The sequence below is a fragment of the Candidatus Methanoperedens sp. BLZ2 genome (assembly GCF_002487355.1).
Classification (GTDB): domain Archaea; phylum Halobacteriota; class Methanosarcinia; order Methanosarcinales; family Methanoperedenaceae; genus Methanoperedens.
This window is the reverse complement of the sequence record NZ_NTMG01000045.1, coordinates 1-22,568: the sequence shown is the minus strand read 5'-3', so window position 1 is coordinate 22,568 and position 22,568 is coordinate 1. Positions and strand designations below refer to the sequence as shown.

General features: G+C 40.1%; 22 protein-coding genes and 1 pseudogene. 5 read left to right on the top strand and 18 right to left on the bottom strand.

What is annotated here, in order from left to right; all coding sequences use genetic code 11:
• Nucleotides 1–3: 3 nt before the first annotated feature.
• Nucleotides 4–2,538 (top strand): PAS domain S-box protein, encoded by a 2,535-nt coding sequence (locus tag CL181_RS08390; protein ID WP_097298863.1) that lies wholly within the window; start codon nt 4–6, stop codon nt 2,536–2,538.
• Nucleotides 2,539–2,543: 5 nt separating this feature from the next.
• Nucleotides 2,544–3,362, top strand: coding sequence for a response regulator (locus CL181_RS08385; protein ID WP_255251494.1), 819 nt, complete (start codon nt 2,544–2,546; stop codon nt 3,360–3,362).
• Between the two features lie 29 nt (nt 3,363–3,391).
• Here CL181_RS08385 and CL181_RS08380 read toward each other — a convergent pair whose 3' ends face one another.
• From CL181_RS08380 to CL181_RS08305, 16 genes and pseudogenes are all read right to left on the bottom strand, one after another.
• Nucleotides 3,392–4,201 carry a S16 family serine protease gene (locus tag CL181_RS08380; protein ID WP_097298862.1) on the bottom strand — a complete coding sequence of 270 codons (810 nt, stop codon included), beginning with the start codon at nt 4,199–4,201 and terminating at the stop codon, nt 3,392–3,394.
• A 17-nt stretch (nt 4,202–4,218) separates the two neighbouring features.
• Nucleotides 4,219–4,629: a hypothetical protein gene (locus tag CL181_RS08375; RefSeq protein WP_141398845.1), complete on the bottom strand. Its 411-nt coding sequence runs from the start codon at nt 4,627–4,629 to the stop codon at nt 4,219–4,221.
• Nucleotides 4,622–5,485, bottom strand: a complete 864-nt coding sequence (locus CL181_RS08370) for a menaquinone biosynthetic enzyme MqnA/MqnD family protein (RefSeq protein ID WP_176505116.1) — start codon at nt 5,483–5,485, stop codon at nt 4,622–4,624. The genes CL181_RS08375 and CL181_RS08370 overlap by 8 nt, the downstream gene beginning before the upstream one ends.
• A 1-nt stretch (nt 5,486) precedes the next feature.
• Entirely contained in the window at nt 5,487–8,687 is a 3,201-nt protein-coding gene (gene carB, locus CL181_RS08365; protein WP_097298859.1) for a carbamoyl-phosphate synthase large subunit, read from the bottom strand.
• 45 nt (nt 8,688–8,732) lie between these two features.
• Nucleotides 8,733–9,128 (bottom strand): type II toxin-antitoxin system VapC family toxin, encoded by a 396-nt coding sequence (locus CL181_RS08360; RefSeq protein ID WP_097298858.1) that lies wholly within the window; start codon nt 9,126–9,128, stop codon nt 8,733–8,735.
• Nucleotides 9,116–9,352, bottom strand: coding sequence for a hypothetical protein (locus CL181_RS08355; protein WP_097298857.1), 237 nt, complete (start codon nt 9,350–9,352; stop codon nt 9,116–9,118). The genes CL181_RS08360 and CL181_RS08355 overlap by 13 nt, the downstream gene beginning before the upstream one ends.
• A gap of 93 nt (nt 9,353–9,445) precedes the next feature.
• Nucleotides 9,446–9,976: pseudogene (locus CL181_RS08350) on the bottom strand (PDDEXK nuclease domain-containing protein); the annotation flags it as partial.
• A 38-nt stretch (nt 9,977–10,014) separates the two neighbouring features.
• Nucleotides 10,015–11,535 carry a zinc ribbon domain-containing protein gene (locus tag CL181_RS08345; RefSeq protein ID WP_097298855.1) on the bottom strand — a complete coding sequence of 507 codons (1,521 nt, stop codon included), beginning with the start codon at nt 11,533–11,535 and terminating at the stop codon, nt 10,015–10,017.
• Nucleotides 11,536–11,681: 146 nt separating this feature from the next.
• A complete protein-coding gene (locus CL181_RS20845) occupies nt 11,682–12,017 on the bottom strand; it encodes a DUF1016 N-terminal domain-containing protein (RefSeq protein ID WP_255251496.1) in 336 nt (111 codons plus the stop codon).
• A 225-nt stretch (nt 12,018–12,242) separates the two neighbouring features.
• Complete coding sequence (locus tag CL181_RS08335; protein ID WP_097298854.1) at nt 12,243–12,908, bottom strand: hypothetical protein; 666 nt, start codon at nt 12,906–12,908, stop codon at nt 12,243–12,245.
• Nucleotides 12,898–13,341 carry a hypothetical protein gene (locus tag CL181_RS08330; RefSeq protein WP_097298853.1) on the bottom strand — a complete coding sequence of 148 codons (444 nt, stop codon included), beginning with the start codon at nt 13,339–13,341 and terminating at the stop codon, nt 12,898–12,900. The genes CL181_RS08335 and CL181_RS08330 overlap by 11 nt, the downstream gene beginning before the upstream one ends.
• Before the next feature lie 8 nt (nt 13,342–13,349).
• A complete protein-coding gene (locus CL181_RS08325) occupies nt 13,350–14,081 on the bottom strand; it encodes a hypothetical protein (RefSeq protein WP_097298852.1) in 732 nt (243 codons plus the stop codon).
• 239 nt (nt 14,082–14,320) lie between these two features.
• Nucleotides 14,321–15,841, bottom strand: coding sequence for a BatD family protein (locus tag CL181_RS08320; protein WP_097298851.1), 1,521 nt, complete (start codon nt 15,839–15,841; stop codon nt 14,321–14,323).
• 370 nt (nt 15,842–16,211) lie between these two features.
• Nucleotides 16,212–17,159: a VWA domain-containing protein gene (locus tag CL181_RS08315; protein WP_097298850.1), complete on the bottom strand. Its 948-nt coding sequence runs from the start codon at nt 17,157–17,159 to the stop codon at nt 16,212–16,214.
• The gene (locus CL181_RS08310) at nt 17,156–18,058 is read right to left on the bottom strand and encodes a DUF58 domain-containing protein (protein ID WP_097298849.1); all 903 of its coding nucleotides are present in this window, start codon (nt 18,056–18,058) and stop codon (nt 17,156–17,158) included. Before CL181_RS08310 ends, CL181_RS08315 begins: the two co-directional genes overlap by 4 nt.
• Nucleotides 18,059–18,079: 21 nt before the next feature.
• Nucleotides 18,080–19,072 (bottom strand): MoxR family ATPase, encoded by a 993-nt coding sequence (locus CL181_RS08305; RefSeq protein ID WP_097298848.1) that lies wholly within the window; start codon nt 19,070–19,072, stop codon nt 18,080–18,082.
• A gap of 143 nt (nt 19,073–19,215) precedes the next feature.
• On the opposite strand from CL181_RS08305, the gene CL181_RS08300 reads away from it, so the two are divergent.
• The 3 genes from CL181_RS08300 to CL181_RS08290 are packed head-to-tail and all read left to right on the top strand — an operon-like array spanning nt 19,216 to nt 21,871.
• On the top strand, nt 19,216–20,316 hold the full coding sequence (locus CL181_RS08300) for an ABC transporter substrate-binding protein (RefSeq protein ID WP_097298847.1): 1,101 nt from the start codon (nt 19,216–19,218) through the stop codon (nt 20,314–20,316).
• Entirely contained in the window at nt 20,316–21,122 is an 807-nt protein-coding gene (locus tag CL181_RS08295; RefSeq protein WP_097298846.1) for an ABC transporter permease, read from the top strand. Before CL181_RS08300 ends, CL181_RS08295 begins: the two co-directional genes overlap by 1 nt.
• Nucleotides 21,110–21,871, top strand: a complete 762-nt coding sequence (locus CL181_RS08290; protein WP_097298845.1) for an ABC transporter ATP-binding protein — start codon at nt 21,110–21,112, stop codon at nt 21,869–21,871. Before CL181_RS08295 ends, CL181_RS08290 begins: the two co-directional genes overlap by 13 nt.
• On the opposite strand, the gene CL181_RS08285 is transcribed toward CL181_RS08290, so the two are convergent.
• Together CL181_RS08285 and CL181_RS20840 are read right to left on the bottom strand one after the other, a co-directional pair.
• A complete protein-coding gene (locus tag CL181_RS08285) occupies nt 21,856–22,122 on the bottom strand; it encodes a hypothetical protein (protein WP_097298844.1) in 267 nt (88 codons plus the stop codon). The two genes, CL181_RS08290 and CL181_RS08285, sit on opposite strands and share 16 nt — an antisense overlap.
• Before the next feature lie 208 nt (nt 22,123–22,330).
• Nucleotides 22,331–22,568: hypothetical protein (locus CL181_RS20840; RefSeq protein WP_217993122.1), on the bottom strand; the 238-nt coding region annotated here is incomplete at its 5' end.

Below are 22,568 nucleotides of genomic sequence, written 5' to 3'. Positions count from 1 at the left end.
AAAATGTCTAAAAAATTATTCAAATTATCGATTGGAAATAAGATTTTACTTGGTTTCTCGATTTTTATTGGTATTTATTTGGGTATGGCACTGACAAGTTATCATGAAATGGAAGAAATAAGTACTCTTGCAGACCAGGCAGCGCCATTAAATTCCCAGATCAATTCGCTGCAAGAATTCGCTATTTCCATGGAAATCCTGGATAGGGATCTGGATACGTATTTTGTAGTTAATAATGACGATAATCAGGACAAAGCAAATAAAGATTTCCAGAAGATGAATTTAATTATCGAGTCACTAAAAAAGAATGCCAGTAATAATTCAATAAGTAGTTTTCAGGATATGAAAATGACATTGTATGAAATTAATATGAATTTCAACAATATAGTGGCTTTAAAGAATAATCCTGCAAATTCAAGAGAAATCAATGAAAAAAGAATTTTAATTTATCAACTGATAAATAAAAACAGACAGAAGAATAGTGAATTGTTATTAGAAACTACTAATGATATACAGGATAATTTTCAGGATCAACAGAAGCTTATTTATAAAAATATCAAAATATTCCTGATCCTTAACGTCTTTATTCTAGTGCTCGGGATATTCCTCTCTGCCTTTACTTTAAGATCCATTTCCCGGCCAATAGACAAACTAAAGGACGCAACCAATGAAATCGGTAAGGGGCGCTTAAATGTAAATATTCCGATCCAATCGAATGATGAAGTCGGGCAACTGGCTTCTGCCTTCAATAAAATGGCCAAAGAGCTGCAAAAAACAACTGTTTCAAACGAATATGTAGAGAATATTATCAGAAGCATGTTCGACTCACTGGTAGTCGCTACGACTGATGGTAATATTAAGACAGTGAATAAAGCCGTATGTGAATTGCTGGGATATAGATCAGAAGAGCTTGTGGGGCAACCTGTTGATAAGCTATTTTCTCATGAAACTACACAACCCAATAGTCCATGGCTGGATGAATTATTCAAAAAAGGTTCAATCATTAATTTAGAAAAAACCTGCATTGCAAAAGATGGAAAAAAAATACCCGTGTTGTTATCAATATCAACCATGTACGGGAATGAAGGAAACATACTCGGGATTGTATATGTAGCTAAGGACATTACTGAGCGTAAGCAGATGGAGGATACACTGCGTCTTAAGGAGGAACTTTTCCGTTCACTCATCGAAAACGCTCTGGATACTATTACGATTCTGAATAGAGATGGAACAATAAGCTACCAGAGTCCCTCTGTTGAACGGGTGCTCGGATATAAAGCTGAAGAGTTGACTGGCAAAATCGCATTTGAATTCATACACCCGGAAGATTTGCCTGGTGTTATTAGCTCTTTTAATCAGTTAATTGAAAATCCGGGTTCTGCTCAGTCAACTGAGTTTCGTTTCAAACATAAAGACGGCTCATGGCGCGTTCTTGAATCCGTAGGCAAAACTATAAATGATAATGCCGGATTGAGTAATGTTCAGATCATAATTAATTCCCGCGACCTTACCGACCGTAAGCATGCAGAGGAGGCGCTAAGAGAGTCCGAAGAAAAATATCGTGTTTTGATGAATGATGCCAGTGATGCAATTCTATTGATAGATATGGAAGCAAACATTGTAGATGTAAATAAAAAGACCGAACAACTTACAGGCTACACTAAAAATGAGCTTTTAACTATGAAAATCTTTCAGCTTCATCCAGAAGAGGAGCTTGAAAGAATTACGGTTTCATTTAAAGAAGGAATGCAAAAAGGGTCAGCGGTTATAAATGATCTGCCGATACTGAGAAAAGACGGCAAGACAGTCCCGGCAGATATAACCGGGAATAATGTTGTATTTACGGGTAAGCAAATGGGGTTGGCAGTATTCAGAGATATCACCGAGCGCAAGCTTGCTGAGGATAAAATTAAGACATCTCTCCTGGAAAAAGAAACTCTTCTGAAAGAAATCCACCATCGTGTCAAGAACAATTTGCAGATTGTTTCCAGTCTTCTGGATCATCAAACTCAGTATATTAAAGATAAAAAAATGATCGATATTTTTACAGAAAGCCAGAACAGGATCTCATCGATGTCTCTTGTCCATGAAAAACTTTACCGGTCAAAAGATCTGGCAAAAATCGACTTCAATGATTACATTAACGATCTGGTAGCTAACCTTTTTCAGTCTTATAATTCCAGGTCGGGAAACATCAAGCTCAACATGAATATCCAGAACATTCGACTGGATATTGATTTTGCTATTCCATGCGGGTTGATAATCAATGAACTGGTCACTAATTCTTTGAAATACGCTTTTCCAGAAGGAAGAAAAGGCGAGATCCAGGTCGCTTTTTTCAAAAATGATGAAAATATGCTTGAACTTATGATCGGGGATAATGGCATTGGTATATCTAAAGATACGGATTTTAGAAAAACTGAATCATTGGGTTTACATCTGGTCACGATACTGGCAGAGAAACAGCTTCATGGCGAGATATACCTAAATCGAGATCATGGAACGGAATTTCATATTAAATTCAGAGGGATAAAGTGAAAACTGTGAAACAAATACTGATAGTTGAAGACGAAATAATTATTGCAGAAGGATTACAGAGAAAACTAAAGGCAATGGGATATGCGGTTCCAGTAACAGTATCTTCAGGAGAAGAGGCTGTCAAAAAGGTAAAAGAAAATAATCCTGATCTTGTGTTGATGGACATCGTAATATATGGTAAAATGGACGGGATCGAAACTGCAGCACAGATACATTCACTTGATATCCCGGTCGTGTACCTTACTGCTTATGCCGATGAAAAAACACTGGAAAGGGCAAAAATAACAGAGCCTTTTGGGTATTTAATTAAACCATTTAAAGAAAGAGAATTACAAATCACCATTGAGATAGCTCTCTACAAACATGAAATGGAAAAGAAATTAAAAGAGAGTGAAAAGAATTTGAGAGAGAAAAACCAATGGCTTGTTGCAGTTATTGAGAGCATAGGTGATGCAGTGATCGCTACAGACCCGGAAGGAAAAATAAGACTCATGAACCCGATCGCAGAAGCACTGACAGGCTGGAAGCAGAAAGATGCGGTAGGAAAACCTCTGGCAGATGTCTTTAATATTATCAGTGAAGAAACGAACACAAAAATAGATGACCCTGTAAGAAAGGCAATTAATGAAAATGTGTTCTATGGCCTTGCGGATCATACAATATTGATATCAAAAGACGGTATGAAGATACCTGTTGATATTATCGGTTCAACCATCAGAATGGACGGAGATAGTATAATTGGCATTGTACTGATTTTCTGTGATATTTTTGAACGCCTCAGGAATTACGAGGCAACAAAAATATCCGACAGAAAGAAAACATGAGCGATTGAGTTGCATCATATCATATGATATCATATCGCATACTTTACGGCCTCTTCAATAGTCCTGACCTCCATCACTTCGATCCCGATATCCCCCACTTCTCCCTTTTGACCGGGAGGCACAATGAACAGCTTTGCGCCATTCTCACGCGCAGCAATGCCTTTTGCCCTTGGCGCGCCAATCTGTCCTATTGAATGGTCTTCTCTTATCGTTCCTGTCATAAGCACATCCTGTCGCGGCTCTGTTCCCTTCATTGCCGCAATGGCTGCTATTGTAATGGCCCCGCCTGCGCTACCGCCTGATATACTCAACTTCCCCTCCTGTGCCGGTGCTTTGATATTTATCTGGATATCTTTGTCGGTAAGGCTTGTCCTTGTTACTTCCCGGGCTACGCGTATTGCGGTCTGGGCAGATGATTGCATTGACTCATCAGCAAGAATATTGGCGACGTCAAGAAACAACTTTCCATCACCATCTTTAATTATAACTTCAAGAGGTATCACTTTCCCGATATTATTATCATCAACACCAAGTACTCCGTAATCACTTTTGGTGACCATCTTAATGTTTATGATCTCCTCTTCAAGCCTCTGGCGTGTTTGTGTTTCGTTTCTCAGGAGCGCTTGTGTCCTGGATCGATCTTCCTGAAGGTTTGAGATGTTAGATTCAAGTTGTGAAATTTGTTGTTGCTGCGACGTTATCTCAACAGACAAAGATGCGATAGCTGCATCTTTTTGTTTTATTTCATCAAGACTTATGAATAAAAATGCAGATGATCCGATCAATAATATTGAAAGGATGAAAATAATTATTTTGTATGTTCTGTTGTTTTCTCGCATAAGTCAATTAATATATTCTAATTTTCAACTATTATTCTTCCATGAGGCATGGCAGGATGATTGGAGGAATTATATTCAAATATTCCGGTTTTATTGAACGTATGGTTCCAGGAATTTCTCTTATTAAGAACAGGCGATTGCACATCATCCACATTCACTATATACGAAACACTGTCCGCATTCGTCCATTTTACTGTGGTGCCATTTACAATTTTTAATTCGAGAGGATTGAACATGCTTCCTTTTATTTCAACATAAACCGTCAACGGTTCAGGAACTGGAAATCCCACGGCTGGAGTGACGGCTGATGTTTTTATTATTGTCTGGTTCGCGCTGGTAATAGGACCGGCATTATCATCAATACAACCCGATATAGCAACGATCAATACTGTCAGGATCAATAATATAAGGATACATCGTTTATCCATTACTATAATTATAGTGGGCATCCATATTCAATTTATCGAAAAATCTAAGCTTCACATCTCCAATGATCCCGCATTGCATTGCATATTCAAAAAAGAGCCTGAGGCTTTCCACAGTCTCTTCATCGAAATCATAATTCAACGTGTGTAGATATTCCCGCATGAAATTACAATCGATATTTTTCTGCCGCCCTATATGGCTGGCTATCCCATTAATGTTTTTATATGCAAAATCCTTTGATTTGAGGAGTATTTTATGGACGTATTTTACTTTTCCAGGATATTTTCTTGCAAAATCTCCCCTCACGACCCAGAGTGCATAGACCATTTTCTTTCCGGTAAGCTTTTTCCACTCATTCCCAAGGTCAGCGATTATATGGTATTTTCCAATAGCATGAATGGCGCTATCCCCGATCAAAAGAGCAGCATCCCCCTGTTCCAGCATCTTTTCAATATCAGTTCCCCTGCATTGCCTGATTTTTACATTCACTCCCTTTAAACACAAAATGATTTTTACAAGAGTAGCCGAACTGGCAGTAGTCTCGGGAATGCATAGTGTTTTTCCCTCAAAACCAGACATTTCAATTTCCCCATTTGAGCATATCAGGACGCTTTTTGTAAAGTCGTTTGAAGTAATGGAAAGTCCGGGTAATATAAGAAGGTCATTCTGTTTTGCATACATGATTGATGATATCGGGCTTATATCAAGCTCACCGGCATCCAGTCTTCGTGCAAGTTCAACCGGATGCGCTTCAATAATATCAATATCATCTGTTCTTATCTTTCCATGTTCCATTGCGTAATAGGGAAAATCACAATTAGCAAAGGCAATTTTACCAAGATGAACCATATTTGTCATATTATGGCCTCGCATGGTATTCACCCAGCGATTTTATTGAAATTTCACCCCTGTTCATTGCTTCAATAGCATCAGCAGCAGCAAGCGCAGCCTGGATAGTTGTAATATAAGGCACACTGAAATCAACAGCCGCACGCCTTATCTGGAAACCATCCTTAACAGCCTGTTTGCTCGTGGGAGTATTAATAATAAGATCTACTTTCTTATTATGAATAAGGTCTACCACGTTCGGTGAGCCTTCACTTACCTTGTTTATGACCTCTATCCTGATTCCTTTATCAGCAAGAAATTGCGCTGTTCCCCGTGTACCAAGAATATGAAGTCCAGCTTCCTGCATTTTCCTTGCCACGCCGACGATTTGCACTTTATCAGTATCTCTAATCGACAGGAAAACCGTGCCTGACATGGGGAGTTTATTATCTGCTGCCCATTCGGCCTTGAAGAACGCTTTTCCGAAATCGTAGTCTATCCCCATAACTTCGCCGGTGCTTTTCATCTCAGGTCCAAGCAGCGGATCAGCGCCAGGTAATTTATCAAATGGTAAAAGGACTTCTTTAACTGAAACGTGTTTCGGAGTAACATCGCCTGTAATCCCAAGCTCTTTCAATGTATGCCCTGCCATGACCCTTGCAGCGATCTTAGCAAGCGGAACTCCCGTAGCCTTACTCACAAACGGAATTGTGCGGCTTGACCTGGGATTGGCTTCAAGAACATAAACGATCCCGTTCTTCGTTGCCATCTGGATGTTGATTATTCCAACGACATGCAGAGCCTTCGCGATCTTTTTGACATAATCGCGAACAATAGCGAGAATTTCCGGTTTAAGGGACTGGGGAGGAATAACACAGGCTGAATCCCCGGAATGGATTCCTGCTTCTTCAATATGTTCCATTATTGCGCCGATCAGTACATCCTTGCCATCACAAATAGCGTCCACATCAATCTCCACAGCATTATCAAGGAAATCATCGATAAGCACCGGATGCTCATTTGAGACCTTTACTGCTTCTCTCAGGTAGCGGTCAAGGTCGCGTTCGTCATATACGATTTCCATGGCTCTTCCGCCAAGAACATATGATGGTCGAACGAGTACAGGATATCCGATCCTTTTGGCTTCATTGAAAGCTTCGGTATAATTTGTGGCGCATCCTGCTTCGGGCTGGAATATTCCCAGTTTTTTCATCATTGTATTAAAACGTCCCCTGTCCTCCGCGATATCCATATCATCAGGCGTGGTTCCCAGAATGACTGTTTTAAGGTCAGTTCTCCTGTCAAGTTCTTTCTTAAGAGGTATAGCCAGGTTCACAGATGTCTGCCCCCCGAACTGTACCATTACTCCAAAGGGCTGCTCCCTGTCAATCACATTCATGACATCTTCAAGCGTCAAAGGTTCAAAGAACAATTTGTCTGATGTATCGTAATCCGTAGAAACTGTTTCCGGATTGTTGTTCAATATGTGGGTCTCTATACCCATCTCGCGAAGCGCAGTTACTGCATGAACAGTACAGTAGTCAAACTCAATGCCCTGTCCGATACGGATCGGACCTGAGCCAATGATGAGGACTTTCTTCTTATTCGAAGGCATATCTTCGCATTGTTCTTCATATGTCGAATAATAATATGGGGTTGCAGCTTCAAATTCTGCTGCGCATGTATCAACCATCTTTAAAGTCGGAATTATACTATTGTGCCTTCGCATATCGTTTATCTCTTCGCGGGCCTTTCCTGTTAAAGATGCTATTCTTTCATCACTCAAGCCCATGCGTTTGGCTTTCCTGAGATTTTCCGGGGATAGGTCGGCTTTTATTGTGTCCTCTATATCAATGATATTTTGGATCTTTCTGATAAAGAAGGGATCGATACTGGTAATTCGTGATATTTCATCCGCTGGCATTCCATCACGCAATGCCTGGTAAATAACGAACATGCGTTCATGGGTGGGATGGCGGAGAATTTCAAGAATATCCTCCTTGCTCCATTCCCTGAATCCAAAGTCCATGTCCACCTCAAGTGAGCGTATAGCTTTCTGTAGCGCCTCTTCAATGGTGCGCCCTATCGCCATTACTTCTCCCGTGCTTTTCATTGCAGTGGTAAGATGCTTGTCCGCTGTTACGAATTTGTCAAATGGCCAGCGCGGTATCTTGACCACAGTATAGTCAATAGTGGGTTCAAAGGACGCCGGAGTTTTTTTGGTGATATCGTTGGTAATTTCATCAAGCGTCATGCCGATAGCGATCTTTGCAGTTACACGGGCTATTGGATAACCCGTTGCTTTGGAGGCAAGGGCGGATGATCGCGAAACACGCGGATTGACTTCCACGATCCTGACTTCATTATCGCGCACAGCAAACTGGATATTGCATCCACCTTCTATTCCAAGGGCTCTTATGATCTTAATTGATGTACTTCGGAGTTTCTGGTGATCGGCGTCAGATAGTGTCTGGGAAGGCGTTACTACTATCGATTCCCCGGTATGTATTCCCATGGGGTCGATGTTTTCCATGTTGCATATGACAATACAGGTATCATTTTTGTCACGCATGACCTCATACTCGAATTCCTTCCAGCCCATAATGCTCTCTTCGATCAGTACCTGGCTTATCCGTGATCGTTTAAGCCCCCGCTCTGTTATTTCAAGAAGCTCTTCTTTTGTATAGGCTATGCCCCCTCCTGCCCCACCGAGAGTATATGCGGGGCGGATAATGAGCGGAAGACCAAGCTCCTGAATCAGCGCCTCAGCTTCCTCAAGTGTGTTCACAGCTTTTGAGCGCGGGACTTTTTCGCCAATGCTTATCATTTTTCTCTTAAATAGATCCCTGTCTTCCGAGTCCTTGATCGCCTGCAATGATGTGCCAAGAAGCTCCACGCCGAATTTCTCAAGCACTCCCAGTTCTGCAAGTTCAGTAGTCAGATTAAGACCGGTCTGCCCGCCGATTCCCGCAATAATGCCATCGGGACGTTCTTTTTCAATGATCTTTGCCACGATCTCAGGTTCAAGCGGCTCGATGTAAACCGCATCCGCCATATCGGTATCTGTCATAATGGTTGCAGGATTGCTATTGACCAGGACAACTTTTATTCCCTCTTCCCGAAGAGAGCGGCATGCCTGGCTGCCTGAAAAATCAAATTCTGCCCCCTGTCCTATCATTATAGGGCCTGAACCTATAAGCAGTACTTTCTTGATATCGGATCTTTTTGGCATTGTACCTCTGTTTTTCAGGCTAAATGGCAAGATGTGTTATTAATTCTATCCATCACAAAGAGACAATCCTTCAATTCCTTCAAAATGGTCTCTGTTATTTGTGAGAAGCTTGCATCCGTTCTGCAGGGCAATTGCAGCTATGAGCAAGTCCCTGATCTCAATCATTTTTCCTTTAGCCCTTCTTTGTGCGAAAATCCTGCCAGCCGTCTCCATACTCTCCTCCTGCGTGTGGAGCAGAATCATAGTCTTAAGTAGCCCTTTAGTTGATGCGATATTCTTCTCATTATCTTTGGAATTGTAGGCTCCGAAGTACAGTTCGAAGGCGTTTATATCCGTGGTGGCAAGTTCTTCGTTTTTCTCAAGCTCTTTTATCTTGCTGACCGTAGATTCCTTATTCCTGAGAAGATCGATCAGGATATTAGTATCTATTACAATTCCCATCTTTTCCAGCTTTCCTTTAATTCCTTTTTGATTTCTTCAATTTCCTCTTCACCCATATTCCATCCGCCAGCGAACATACTTGGCTTATTCTTCCTGCATTTGAGCAAATATCTCAATGCTTCATCAATAGATACCGGTCTTTTGAGTTCTTTCATCAGGTCACCTACCAAGACGTTTATATTTTCGTATGTTTCATCCCTGATCTTTATTGTTTTATAGGGCACATTTACCACCTTATCTACATTGTCACATATTAATATATAGTTGCTGTTTGCTGACTGGGGCGTATATTATTATGATTCCAAATTCTATGCTCATCACTTTCTCTCCAGTCCTGAAACTTCACGGGATGCGATCTGTTCCCGCGCCAGGCGAATTGCCTCATGCAGTTTTGCTTCAAGAAGCGGACGCGGCGGGAGTTCTGTAAGATACTCAGCAACCCGTATCCCGCTTGTCTCAAGCTGCAATAGTTCAACATGCTCTGCCGTCTTCTCCGCGCATAATATCAAACCCAGCGGGCTTTCTTCACCATTACGACTCTCATATTTCTCCAGCCAGCGAAGATATAGCTCCATCTGCCCCTTATCCTGTGCCTGGAATTTTCCAAGTTTCAGCTCAATCGCCACCAGACGGCGCATACTGCGGTGATAAAATAATAGGTCAAGATAATAGTCCTCACTATCAATGGTAATCCGCTTCTGCCGCGCTACGAATGTAAAATCCGTTCCAAGTTCAAGCAGGAAGCGCTCAAGTTCTCGAAGGATTGCAGACTCCAGGTCACGCTCACTGAATGAGTCGGATAAGCCAAGAAAATCAAGAAAATAGGGGTCGCGAAACACAAGATCAGGATTGAACCCTCTCCCACGGCTAAAGCCGGGAGATTACTTTACGCTCCTATAAGCTCTCTATGGTTCTCATCCGGGAGGATTACAGCATCCATAGCCTCACTTATAATTCGTACAGGATTAACGAGCGAACCGCTCTGGCTCTGGATTCCTGTGAATCCAAAGCTGGCAGGACAAACCATTCCTATCGCAGTTTGTTTCGCCCTTGAAATCGCTTCGCTAAGGATAGATTCTATACCTTGCCAGAGTTGTTTTGCTCTGACAAAATCAAGGGCACTTGTTTCTTTATCCACACATTTTGCCAGAAATGCAGAATACAAGTCCCTCTGCATCCTGATACCACAACAAACATGCCATCGCTTGCTAAGGGGTTTTTTTATTGCCTGTTCGCAGATATGGCATGTTTGGGATAGTTTCGTTGTCTGTGTAGAAAATTCAAATAAGTAGCCACCAGCATTTTCAGCTTTTCGTTTGAGGCTATTCATGAACATGGATGGAGCACGCATATTAATTGACCTGCCGTATCGCTTTTGCCAGCCTTTATATGATACGTCTTCAGTCTGGATTCGTGTGCCCATTGCTATTATTTCGTTTATGTCTTTTCCGTGAAGGGATTTCCGATGTGCAGCTAAGATTCGATCGGTTTCAGCAAGGTCTTTGCTTATTGTTTTATACCGATTTGATTTTTTAAACTTCTTCCCCTTCTTAACTGTTCCGTTTTTATTATAATTATCAGGATTGGTTGCCCTGAGTGACCTGTCCAATTTTCTTTGTAGCTTTCGTTTCTTTTTCTGATCTGAGGTTAACTCACCGCAAAACTGTTTCAACGTAGCTTTTGTATCTGCAACCATTGCTATTGTACCGACACCTACATCAAGCCCGATTTCTTCTATCCCGATCTTGTTTTTCGGGTTCTGAAATGGTGTTCCTTCATTGATTAGTTGAAGATAAAATCGGTTCTTGCAGTTGATCTTCCTTCGGACAATTCGGCAATACTTGACTCTGTGGTTTAAACCGTATGTGATTACATCGTTATCCGGGTCAATGATGCATGGGATTTCAAGATCAGACCAGGAGAGGGTATTGTCCCTGAATATTAATCCGGTTTCGTTGTTTTTTCCTTCAAGAGAGTCCATCTGGTTTTTTCCTTTGAATCTCACGTTTTTCGCTTTTCCAAATGCTTTTTTCTGGACGGCTTTGAAGGCTCTCGTTGCTAATTTCTGAGCGATATGAGCATGGATATGTTTTTTTATCCAGCTATTCCTTATTCCAGTTGCATAATGCTGAATATCGTAATCAGTGAATTCTTCTTTCTTGTTGAGGTCATCGAATGCTTTTGTCCGTTCCTGATTCTGTTTACCGTTAATTGTTTTTGGAAGTTTCTGGATTTTCTGATACTCTTTTGATTGCCGAATCAGTGCAAGTCGCTCCAGGGCTTCTCCAAGACAGGCATGATATAACTGCCTTCCCGCATCCAGACGTATAAGTATAGTAGCTTCGTCTGCGGATGTAGTTTTCAATGGAAGTTCTGTTATGAACGATGGAGTGTTTGATCTTTTCATGCAATCCCGACAGTTTTATATTGTTGTAGTCCTATTTATATTTTGTCTATCCCCTTAAATGCAGTCTCGACAACTCATTTTTCAGGGATAGATATTACAATTCTAAGGGGTTCGCTATCCCCACGGCTGAAGCCGGGGGCTTGCGCTCACCCCTTAACCCCACGATTTGTCATGCGATCTTCTTCGCGCAGTGCGGCAAGCTCCTTCGTGATGAGTTCCTCCGACTTTTTTGAGAGAACTGTTCGCTCATAGAGCATACCCTGGATTTTGGCGTGCAGAGTGCGGGTGCTCCAGCGTTCGATCCTGCACATTTCGGCATAGAAATCACGTTTAAGATTATCTTCGAGGTAGATTATTTCTCGAAAATGTGTCCAGCTCAATTGTCCACTCAGTGCGTGGACAATCTCTTTCTCTGGAAAAACCTCAGTAAACCGGATCATATTGAATAAATTTGTGCGAGTAAAACCACGCCCATTTTTCAGATAACATCTGAACTATCCGTTTTCCCTAATCAGCCCGCTCCTGGCCAAGAGTATCTCTCCTTATTCGCTCTCCAATATAGATTATATCAAATAATCTTGTACATCTTGGTCGTGTTTGTTTATTATTAAGAGTAGAACAATTCAACAACGTTCCCCATGCAGACTCCCGCTGTGTCGTCCGTCGTTTTAACATATGTATTACTAAAAACTATTCGCAATAGAAATTTATGAAGACTTTCTTAACCTTATCTCAGCAATTTCTTTTAAATTTTCTCTTCCAAATAATTGAATAGGCCCTAAAGGAGTTTTGAATTCTTGTATTTTCAATTCCAATGCATTTTTACTTGAAAAAGAAATAATACTGGGATATACCTTTTTATTAGATCTAATAAATATATCTTTTAGATTGTCAAGATGCGCTTTTTCAAAGTCAAATGGGTTTACCTTGCACTCAATTGATTCTCCTATTTCCTCAGTCGTTACATAGAAAAAGACATCTATACTCTTTGAGCTTTTCCATGAATTGAAACATATATAACAACTGATATAGGATTCATAATCTGTAACATATTTCTTTTCTAATAACTTATAAACTAATCTTTCCAGCAAAGCTCCTCTCAAATTTCCACAATTTGTATTATCCTTGTAAATATACCATAAAAATGTGATATAATCTCCTAACTTGTCGTTAGATTCCGAACGATCATATAAAGCAATTAAACTTGGTATGTAATCTTCAAATTCATTGAAATGAAATATATTATTAATTACATTAACAATTTCTTCGAATAAACTTGTATTTTCATTTAATAATGAATCAACAATTTTATTTACTCTTGGATCCTTATGGAAAGCATTTCTATCATTTTTAAGGATTATTTTAAAATTCAAGAGAATCCTCTTCTGATTTATTAAAAAGGCTTTTATACTTTATGTTCATAGTTCTAAAAATTGGATTTAATGCTTTATCCATCTCTTTAGTTAATTTGGGTAGAATTTTTCCCTCTATTAATTCTTTCATTAAAGTGGAGTCTTCGTCTTCTTTTTCAATATCAAAAGGTTCTTTAAGAGAAATTAATCCAGTGAATTCTGCATCGATTTCTAAATCATATTCAGCTATTGATGGAATTCTATAGTAAGAAGAAATCTCTATTTTATTCTTATCCTGTTTTTGTTTAAATGCGATACTCATTTCTGAGGGTAAAGATTTTTTTACATTTTCATCGTGTTCTTTTTCCTCAGACTTCTTCATTTGGAAATCAGTTTTTATTGCATTAATTTTTCTTAACCCAAAGCTAAAATCATCTATCTCTAAAGATTCCATAAATCCACCTATTTTCTCATTATCTCTTTTCCTGCTTTTATAACAAATTCCTCAAATTGTCTTCTAGAACTCCTATCGCTTTTATTACATTCTAGTCTGATTTCTGTAACTTCACCTTTAGATATCTTTCTTATTGATGCAACTTCACAAGCAGAATCGTGTTTAGTACCGGTTAATTCTAAATTATCCAATCTGCTTAAATATCTATAAAAAATATCATATATTTCGATATCTGTATCCTTTTCTCTATATGAAAGTTCTTTTTCCAATAGATTAATTATTTGTCCAAGTTTAATAAGTTCATCTATATTATTTACATCTATATTATCAATAGCATCTCTTAAGTCACCTAGGCACTTTTCTCTTAACCATTTGATAATAGGTTCATTTTCTAATTCAGTAATTCTGTTTTTAATTTCTTCGATTTGATTTGTATTCTCAAAATCGATTAAAGTCCGTTGTGGAAATCTATATTTTTTCTCTATAACATCATTTATTATCTTAAGATAATTAAGAGTAAACTCGGCTAATAAATACTTTGAAGAGATTGATGAAATATCCTCATGATTTTTTTTATTGAGAAGATAAAAAATATCTACATCTCTAATTGTTTTTTCCGCACCAGGAAATAGAAATTTCTTTCTTTTAGATGTAGCGATGAATGTAACAAGTTCTGGTGGCAATTCAATTATTTCATCTTTTTCTATATCTTTTCTTTTCACAATATCATTACTTGTCATAATCTAATTCAAATCAATATCAGATATATATAATGTCCTGCAGTGTATATTAATCCTACTCAAATGTCAAAATTTTCAGTTTTTCTAACAAATCATTTGGATAAGTGTTGCACGATGGGATAATTTCCAACACGAATTGTAACGGTCACCCTTAAAGAAGGACTTTATTTATTATACTGTCGATATTGGCTCGAGTAGAGACAAATGACTTCTGGAACCTACTCATTTCAAGAATGGTCTTATACAATTACCCTCTTCGCATATTCCACAACCCGATTGAAATCCTCCGCATTCGGTTCATATTTTGCAAATTTAACAAGATCGCAGAGCATAAAACACTCGCTGACATCCCTTACATATCCCTCATCTTTTGATCCGCGGATATTCTTTATTATCTCATCGCTTGTAAGTTCATTCATCCCTGAAGTTCCCTTAAAATATGATCTCACAGCATGTGAAGCTTCCACATATGCCTCTCTTTGCATACCGTTATTAAACATACCTATTGCTTTTTCAAGCATTAAAAGAGCATTCTTCTTAGGGTCAATATATATGATCTCTCTCAGTGGTTCAACAGGCTTTGCATTATTCCTGAACTTCGAGTATAGATAGATCCCGAGCAAAGGCATAAGGAGAACAGCAAGTATCCAGTATGGGAATGGCGGCTCCGGTTCTTTTAGCGAGATATCTTTTATCTCACCTGTATCTGTCACATTACCTGAGATCGAAGCATTCCTTCCCTGCCTGTCACCATATGAATATTCAAAACTGCTGATATTTGTTTTCATATCAATATTCTTACCAGTCAGGTTATATCCTTTATCTGAGAGCGTCTTATTCATTTGCATGAATGTTTCATTACTCCCGATATACTGTTCCAGCTTCTTTATATCTTCAGTGCTCTGTTTCGTGATATTTTCCATTTCTCCGGCATTCATCCTGCCGCTTATGTTCGCAGACTCCTGGCCTTTCTTGTACCTGTAATCAAAATTCCCGGTATCATTGGACTCCGGTTTTATTTCCTGGCCCGCAGGCTCATACCACTGTTTTTGAAGCTGCTCATTTAGTTTCCGGAAATCGCTGTTATTCTCGATCCTTTCCCTTAACTCGTTTTCCATTTTTTGCTGTTCCTGCTTCTGGCGCTCCATTTCCTGTTTGATATTTTGCATATCCTGGGCGCTCTGCTGGATATTTTCCGGAGAACCAGCAGGCTGCGGATTGTTATTCTGGCCTGTCTGCTGGCTGCCACTGCTTATCGAAATTGAAGTTGAGCTGCTTGATGATATAGAAGTGCTTTGCATGCTCACACCGCCGCAATTGTATATCCTGGTAATACCCTGCTGCTGCCCTGTTGTTCCCCCCTGTTTTATGGAAACCCTGACAGGCCCGGATGTTACAGATTCCTCTGTCCCTGTTTCCGGATTTGTATAAGTAACTGTTGCAGGGTCAAGTGTAAACTCCCCGGCTGAATAGGCCTGTATCGGAAAATCGTATGAAACTCCTGTATGCGGATTATTGGGAAGAGTATATTCGTAACACTGGATCTCAAGCCCGTTATTTCCCAGGATATTATTATCCTGGATTTTAATTGGTATGGATTTATTGAAGGGATTTTCAAACTCAAGCGTAATATTGACGCTATCGCCTGTTTTTATATCCGTATTCGTAACTTTTTTGACTGTTAGTTGTTTTGCAGATGCTGTGCCTGAAAATAGAATTAAGAAACATAATAAAATTAATACTATCTTTGATCTTTTCATATTCTCACATCGTTGGGGTGCAGGGGTAGAGGAAGCCCCTGATTTATAATCAGGGGAGGAATCGTACCCCGCTTCATATTCGTATTTTTATCGTTCTCGTTATCTATATATACTTTCATATCATATCATTCCTTAACATATCGATTTGGTACAGCAATGTACACCTTGAAACATCCTTTGATGGGAGTTCGATATTGTGGGCTGCTCCGACAGTACAATAGTGTAATCTGCTTGGTAGGTTGGAAACCCCGATGTCAACCAGCCTATCGTAGTCCGTTCTTGATATTTGTATCATGCGCCTTATGGAGAACCAACTCTTTAGCGAAAATTGGAATTACAAGCCTCCCTTTTCAAAGGGAGGTAGTTGACCTCATGGCAAAATCCTGTACCTTCCGAATCTCAGATACAACTGTGCAAGCAGAACCCCTATTGAAGCCATAATGACCCAGTCCTTAATGCTTGAATCTTCGGGCTCACGTTCTATTTTTTGTGGAAGCTCGCTGTATATTTTCTCAAGCGTTCCAATATCCACTGATTTAAAATACTGGCCATTCGTTTCTTTTGCTACTTTTTGCAGTGTTGCTTCATCAAGCTCGGCATACTGCGGACGTCCGAACCAGTCATAACCCAGGATGACTTTTTCGTTCGATCCTATTCCAACGGTATAGACCTGGATATTATTCGTCTTTGCATATGAAATGGCATCATCCGGGCTTATCACACCTGCATTGTTAACGCCATCGCTCATGAGAACTATGACTTTTTTCTTGTTCGGGATAGAAGTTGCCATGTCCACAGCAAGCGCAAGACCATCACCCAGAGATGTTTCACCTTCTGTCTGCTTTATCCCTGAAAGTTTCTCAATCACTTTATCTTTAAAAGGTGAAAGATACGCTGACGTTGTCGCACCGCTTGAAAATATAACAATGCCTGAATTGTCTTTATTATTTAATTCGTCAATCAATATCTTTGCGCTTTCCTTAGCTGCCTCAAGCCGTGTGGGCTTATAATCATTGGCCGCCATGCTTCCAGAGACATCCATCACCATGACCACATTTACACCTTCTTTTGTTTGTTTGAGTGGTATATGGGGATCGGCCAGAGCTGTGACAAGCAAGGCGATCAAAAGTATATTCATATAAAAAAGGACTTCCTTTGCCCTTGATTTTCCCATACCTGCTTCTTTGATAAGCGAAATATTGCTAAACTTAATAGCAAGAGATTTTTTCTTTTTAATGGATTTCCTGTAAAAATACCAGACAACAGGGATAATCAACAGGGCAGCAAACCATAACGGGTTCCCAAAATTCAAATTCATCGTCTCACCCTCATTTTAAAGAATTTCAATATTGGTTTTATCCAATCCTGTGCGGTTGAAATTTCTATCAGATCAATTTCAAGGCGTTTTGTGACATCATTTAATTTCTTATTCCTGGATTTTACATTTTCCGCAAATCGCATCCTGAATCCGGCATCTGCGGTATCAACAAGTATCTGCTCACCTGTCTCCTCATCTTCAAGCTCGATAAGGCCAATATCAGGAAGTTCCTGCTCCCTCACATCCCATAGTCTCACTGCTATTATGTCATGCCTGTTCTTTAGCACCTGAAGCGGCTTTTTTATATTCCCCGGATCATCCTGGAAATCCGAAATTATAAAGATCACACTCTTTTTCTTAAGAATCCTGGAAAGCTTTACAAGCGGCACGGAAAGGTCGGTTCTATCATGTTCCGGCTCATGAAAAATAGTCTCTCTTATTATCCTGAATACATGCCTTTTCCCTTTCATTGGCGGAATATATTTCTCCACAATGTCCGAGGTGAGCACAAGACCTACTTTATCATTGTTCCTGATCGCGGACATGGCAAGAGAAGCACATAGCTCAATACCTATATCCTTTTTCAGTGAACCCACGGTTGCGAATTCGGATGACCTTGAAATATCAAATACTATAACTATTGTCAGGTCTCGTTCCTCAATGAACTCTTTCACAAATGGATGGTTCATCCGTGCCGTAACATTCCAGTCAATGGTCCTCGGATCATCTCCAGCCTGGTATTCACGCACTTCCGAGAATTCAATGCCAGTTCCTTTAAAGGCAGAAAGATAAGCCCCGCTGATAATTCCTTCCACAGGCCGGTTGGTCTTTATTTCGATCTGTCTTACTTTTGAGATTATTTCCGAAGTTGTTGGACGGGCCAAAATCTCACGCTCCATGTCACCTTTAATTGATCAGAATCAGGGAACAGGCACTTTTTCAAGGATCGATGCGATTATCTTATCCGGTGTCATCTCTTGCGCCAATGCTTCATATGTCAGGATGATGCGGTGCCTCAGGACATCCATTGCTATTCTTTTTATGTCTTCAGGTACCACATATCCTCTCCCTGCAAGGAGAGCGCTTGCTTTTCCTCCGAGGGCAAGATATATTGATGCGCGCGGGGATGCCCCGTATTCGATGAAGTTCTTTATATCAAGCCCGTATTGCTTCGGGTCTCTTGTAGCCTGGACAATATCGGTGAGATATTTTGAGATCTTTTCATCCAGATAGATGCTATGATTGAAATTCTGGATCTCGATTATCCTTGAAGGGGCAATGATCCTGCTAATTTTTGATAAACCCTCACCTGAGACCATTTTCATGATTTCTTGCTCCTGCTTCTGGGTAGGATAATCCAGTATTATCTTGAACATGAAGCGGTCAACCTGAGCTTCAGGTAATTCGTATGTTCCCTGTGTCTCGACAGGATTCTGGGTAGCCATTACAAGAAAGGGTTTTTCAAGTTGATGGCTCTCATCCGAGATAGTGACCTGCTTTTCCTGCATGGCCTCAAGGAGAGCGCTCTGTACTTTAGGAGGAGCCCTGTTTATCTCATCAGCAAGGATAAAATGTGCGAATATCGGGCCTTTTCGTGTTGAAAACTGGCAAGTATTCTGGTTATATATCCGTGTCCCGATAATATCAGCGGGGAGAAGGTCAGGAGTGAATTGTATCCGTTTAAAAGATGCCTCTATTGTATCGGATAATGTTTTTATCATCAGTGTCTTTGCAAGACCAGGCATGCCTTCAAGGAGCACATGACCATCCGCAACCAGAGCAAGAATGAGTTTTTCAAGGACATTATCCTGCCCGATTATTACCCTGTGCATTTCCTCAATTATCGCTTCGAGATCTTTTGAATACAGTAGCGCCTGCTTATTGAGTGTCTGTATATCTTCGTTCGTTTTCATCACCTCATCTCTATGGATTTACCATTATGTACAAAATATTTATTTTTTACTGCGTTTTTTCCAAAAAAAACGGAAACCATTAAATAGCGATATTTTAATCTATATATTGATTAATAGTTGATTGAATATTATTGAGGTAAATCATGAAAAATTTGATGAAGATCTTGTTTCTTATCATTATAGCAATTTTTGTAGCCGGATGTCTTGAAAGTGAAAAAACTCCGCAGGTCAGTGAGCCAATTAACCTTGTGAAAATGAGCGGACAGGAAATGGTACAGAGATTGGGGACCGGTGAAATTGCCGGATTCATAATGTGGGAACCATATCCTGCAATAGCTGTCACCAAAGGGTATGGGAAAAACCTGATATTTTCAGGAAATATATGGACTGATCATCCCTGCTGTGTTGTAGCTTATGATGACGATTGGTATAAGAAGACTAATAATTCTGACGAGATCTTAAAGCGCATGGCTCTCGTGCAGTTAAAATCGGTCGAATATATCAATAATGCAAAGCAGAGCGATTCACCCGACCATGAACAATTGATAAATTATACAATGCAATTTGGTGGAATGACAGATCCGGTCGCTGCGAACCTGAGCCTTGCTGATGTCGAATTCGTTTACAATACAAATGTGGCTGGGACAGCTACATTTATCCAGAAGATACAGGATTTTGGAATTTTTGATACGAAGAAATGGAACATGTCAGGATACAATAATGCGCAAGATTATGCCGATTCGCTCGTAACTAACAATTATGTCGATTGGGCGGTCAATAATAAAGATGAAAATATTTCCAGAATTGCATTGGAAGAACCGGTAAACATTCGATATGCTTATCTTGTAAATGATATCCATGAACTTCCATTCTATATAGGATGGCAAAAAGGATATTACAGGGATTTAGGAATAAATATTGTTATAGCCGAAGGTGCCCCGTTCCAGAATGGCGCTTTTGAAATGCAGCAGGGCTTTAAAGGAAATACGGTTGATGTCGGGAGTCTGGGAATACCTCCTGTAATTATTCACCGGATCAATAGCAATGATTTTTCTAATAATGATACAAAAGTCGGTGTTATCGCCGGGATGAATAATGAAGGGTCGGTTATCGTTGTTGCCAATAACATAACTTCATTAAAGGACCTGCAAGGACAGACCGTTGGGTTCCCGGGGCAGGGGACGATACAGCATGTTCTTTTCCTCATGGAGGCCGATAAGGAAGGACTTAAGGTCAGCTATTGATGAAATTCGAGACCGGGAAAAGAGGATTGTTAATAAACATCCTTTCCCTTATCGTTTTTACTCTTGTCTGGCAAATACTGGTGATACTTGCAAGGAATGATATTTTCAATATTCCTTTCATTCGCCTCAGGGACATTCCCACACCTGTTGAAACATGGTATGCTCTTGCTGGTTCGATGTTCACAAGAATATACGGCCCGTCCTTCACGTACGGTATAATTAACCACGTTTACGCAAGTCTTGTGCGGGTGATCGAAGGCGGGATAATTGCATTTATCATTGGAGTACCTGTGGGTATTGGTGTAGGATATTCAAAATTTCTCGGAAATTTATTTAATCCCATAATTGAAATCGTTCGCAATATGCCTCCCATGGCATGGATACCGCTATCAGTATTTATTTTCGTATCAGGCGGATCGATATTTATTGTTTTTATTGGTGTGGTTTTCCCAATTATCCTTAACACGATCCAGGGAGTTAAATCAACAGACACACGACTGATCGATGCTGCAAAAACACTCGGGGCCTCAGAATCAATGATTGTAAAAAAAGTGGTTATTCCTTCTGCGCTTCCATCCATTATGACCGGATTGAGGATCGGCCTTGGTGTGGGATGGATGGCAATTGTAGCAGCCGAGATGGTTATCAAGAGTCCTGTTGGCCTTGGTTATTTTATCTGGAACATGGGAGACCTTGGCCGCTATTCGGAAATGGTGGCAGGAATGATAGTAATAGGCGTGATCGGATATATTATGAACATAAGCATCCTTCTTTTACAGAGGAGGTACATAAATTGGGTAGATTAGTCTTTAGCTCGGTTTCCAGGAAATTCAATAATTTCCAGGCGCTCCTGGATGTAAATTTTGAGGTTGAGAATGGGGAATTTGTATGCCTTCTTGGCCCAAGCGGGTGCGGAAAAACAACAATTCTACGCCTTGCAGCAGGGCTTGTTGCGCCAGATGAGGGAATTATATCCCTTGATGGTAAAAAAATAGACGGGGTAAATAAGGAATGTGGTTTTGTGTTCCAGGAATATGCATTATTCCCCTGGAGAACCGTGAAAGAGAATATCGAATTCGGACCTCAGGTAAAAGGAATGACTAAAACGGAATGTGAAAGTATCTCAAAACACTATATCGACCTTGTAGGTTTGAACGGGTTTGAGAACCATTACCCCAATGAATTGTCAGGGGGAATGAAACAGAGAGTGGGGATAGCCCGGGCTTATGCAAATAATCCGAAACTGCTGTTGATGGATGAACCTTTCGGGGCGCTTGATGCACAAACAAGAAATCTTATGCAGGGAGAATTACTCAGGATCTGGGAGACAGAACACATAAGCGTGCTTTTTGTCACCCATAGTGTTGATGAAGCGGTTTATCTCGGAGACAGGGTAATTGTCATGTCAGCCCGCCCTGGTAAGGTTAAAGATATATTTGATGTTAAATTAACGCGCCCCAGGATACGGACAGGCCCTGAAGCCAATATCATCAGGGACAGCGTTTTGAAATCACTAAGTACACAGATAAAATTGGCATCTCACGAATACATATAATTAAACTCACGGACTGGCCTTTCTACTTTAACTTCAGTGATCTGAGGCAGGCTCGTTTTATCCGCATTGAGATTTGTGGCAACTACCTGAAGGAAACAATCCTCTATGAAAGAGACTTCTTCTTTAGTCATTCCTTTTTGGTCTAATATCAACTCGTTTTTCTCATTATAAACGTGAAGCGTTCCTTTTTCAATATCTGAAACTACCTTCCATATCCTATCCACAGGTTGGACCCATGCCCATATTCCCATATTTGAAACCTCCTTTTATCTGTATTTTTCATACTTCCCCGATTTGTTGGCTTCTTCCTTTATTTTCCTCAATTTGCCGTGAATCCAACATGTCGGGTTTGACACACATATCCAAGTTTAGTTATATTCTTATTTAAATTTATCCATTAAAATTTTAATAATCATGATAATAACTATCAGGCCAAACCAATTGTATAAAACCAGTGTTTTAACCACGTGGATTCAAAGGGTAAAGAATTCCCCTTCCGTGAGGGAGGGGATGAATTGTACCCTTTGCAATTGTTATTACTTTCATCCCGCTTGGGTCATGTATATATGGTATCATACCAATCTTCTGATGACGAACATCACACCCATGTGGTATCAAAGTTGATGTTGTCAAATAAGTGAAGTCTTGATATTGTTCAAGACCGATGTGGGTAAACGGTTGCAGCACAGCGTAAAAC

What these genes read in the sequence shown, in the direction of transcription:
- CL181_RS08390 (WP_097298863.1), top strand. Translation starts at nt 4, where the DNA reads ATGTCTAAAAAATTATTCAAATTATCGATTGGAAATAAGATTTTACTT.
- CL181_RS08380 (WP_097298862.1), bottom strand. Translation starts at nt 4,201, where the DNA reads ATGCGAGAAAACAACAGAACATACAAAATAATTATTTTCATCCTTTCA.
- CL181_RS08375 (WP_141398845.1), bottom strand. Translation starts at nt 4,629, where the DNA reads ATGGATAAACGATGTATCCTTATATTATTGATCCTGACAGTATTGATC.
- CL181_RS08370 (WP_176505116.1), bottom strand. Translation starts at nt 5,485, where the DNA reads ATGACAAATATGGTTCATCTTGGTAAAATTGCCTTTGCTAATTGTGAT.
- carB (WP_097298859.1), bottom strand. Translation starts at nt 8,687, where the DNA reads ATGCCAAAAAGATCCGATATCAAGAAAGTACTGCTTATAGGTTCAGGC.
- CL181_RS08360 (WP_097298858.1), bottom strand. Translation starts at nt 9,128, where the DNA reads ATGGGAATTGTAATAGATACTAATATCCTGATCGATCTTCTCAGGAAT.
- CL181_RS08345 (WP_097298855.1), bottom strand. Translation starts at nt 11,535, where the DNA reads ATGAAAAGATCAAACACTCCATCGTTCATAACAGAACTTCCATTGAAA.
- CL181_RS08330 (WP_097298853.1), bottom strand. Translation starts at nt 13,341, where the DNA reads ATGGAATCTTTAGAGATAGATGATTTTAGCTTTGGGTTAAGAAAAATT.
- CL181_RS08325 (WP_097298852.1), bottom strand. Translation starts at nt 14,081, where the DNA reads ATGACAAGTAATGATATTGTGAAAAGAAAAGATATAGAAAAAGATGAA.
- CL181_RS08320 (WP_097298851.1), bottom strand. Translation starts at nt 15,841, where the DNA reads ATGAAAAGATCAAAGATAGTATTAATTTTATTATGTTTCTTAATTCTA.
- CL181_RS08315 (WP_097298850.1), bottom strand. Translation starts at nt 17,159, where the DNA reads ATGAATTTGAATTTTGGGAACCCGTTATGGTTTGCTGCCCTGTTGATT.
- CL181_RS08310 (WP_097298849.1), bottom strand. Translation starts at nt 18,058, where the DNA reads ATGGAGCGTGAGATTTTGGCCCGTCCAACAACTTCGGAAATAATCTCA.
- CL181_RS08305 (WP_097298848.1), bottom strand. Translation starts at nt 19,072, where the DNA reads ATGAAAACGAACGAAGATATACAGACACTCAATAAGCAGGCGCTACTG.
- CL181_RS08300 (WP_097298847.1), top strand. Translation starts at nt 19,216, where the DNA reads ATGAAAAATTTGATGAAGATCTTGTTTCTTATCATTATAGCAATTTTT.
- CL181_RS08295 (WP_097298846.1), top strand. Translation starts at nt 20,316, where the DNA reads ATGAAATTCGAGACCGGGAAAAGAGGATTGTTAATAAACATCCTTTCC.
- CL181_RS08285 (WP_097298844.1), bottom strand. Translation starts at nt 22,122, where the DNA reads ATGGGAATATGGGCATGGGTCCAACCTGTGGATAGGATATGGAAGGTA.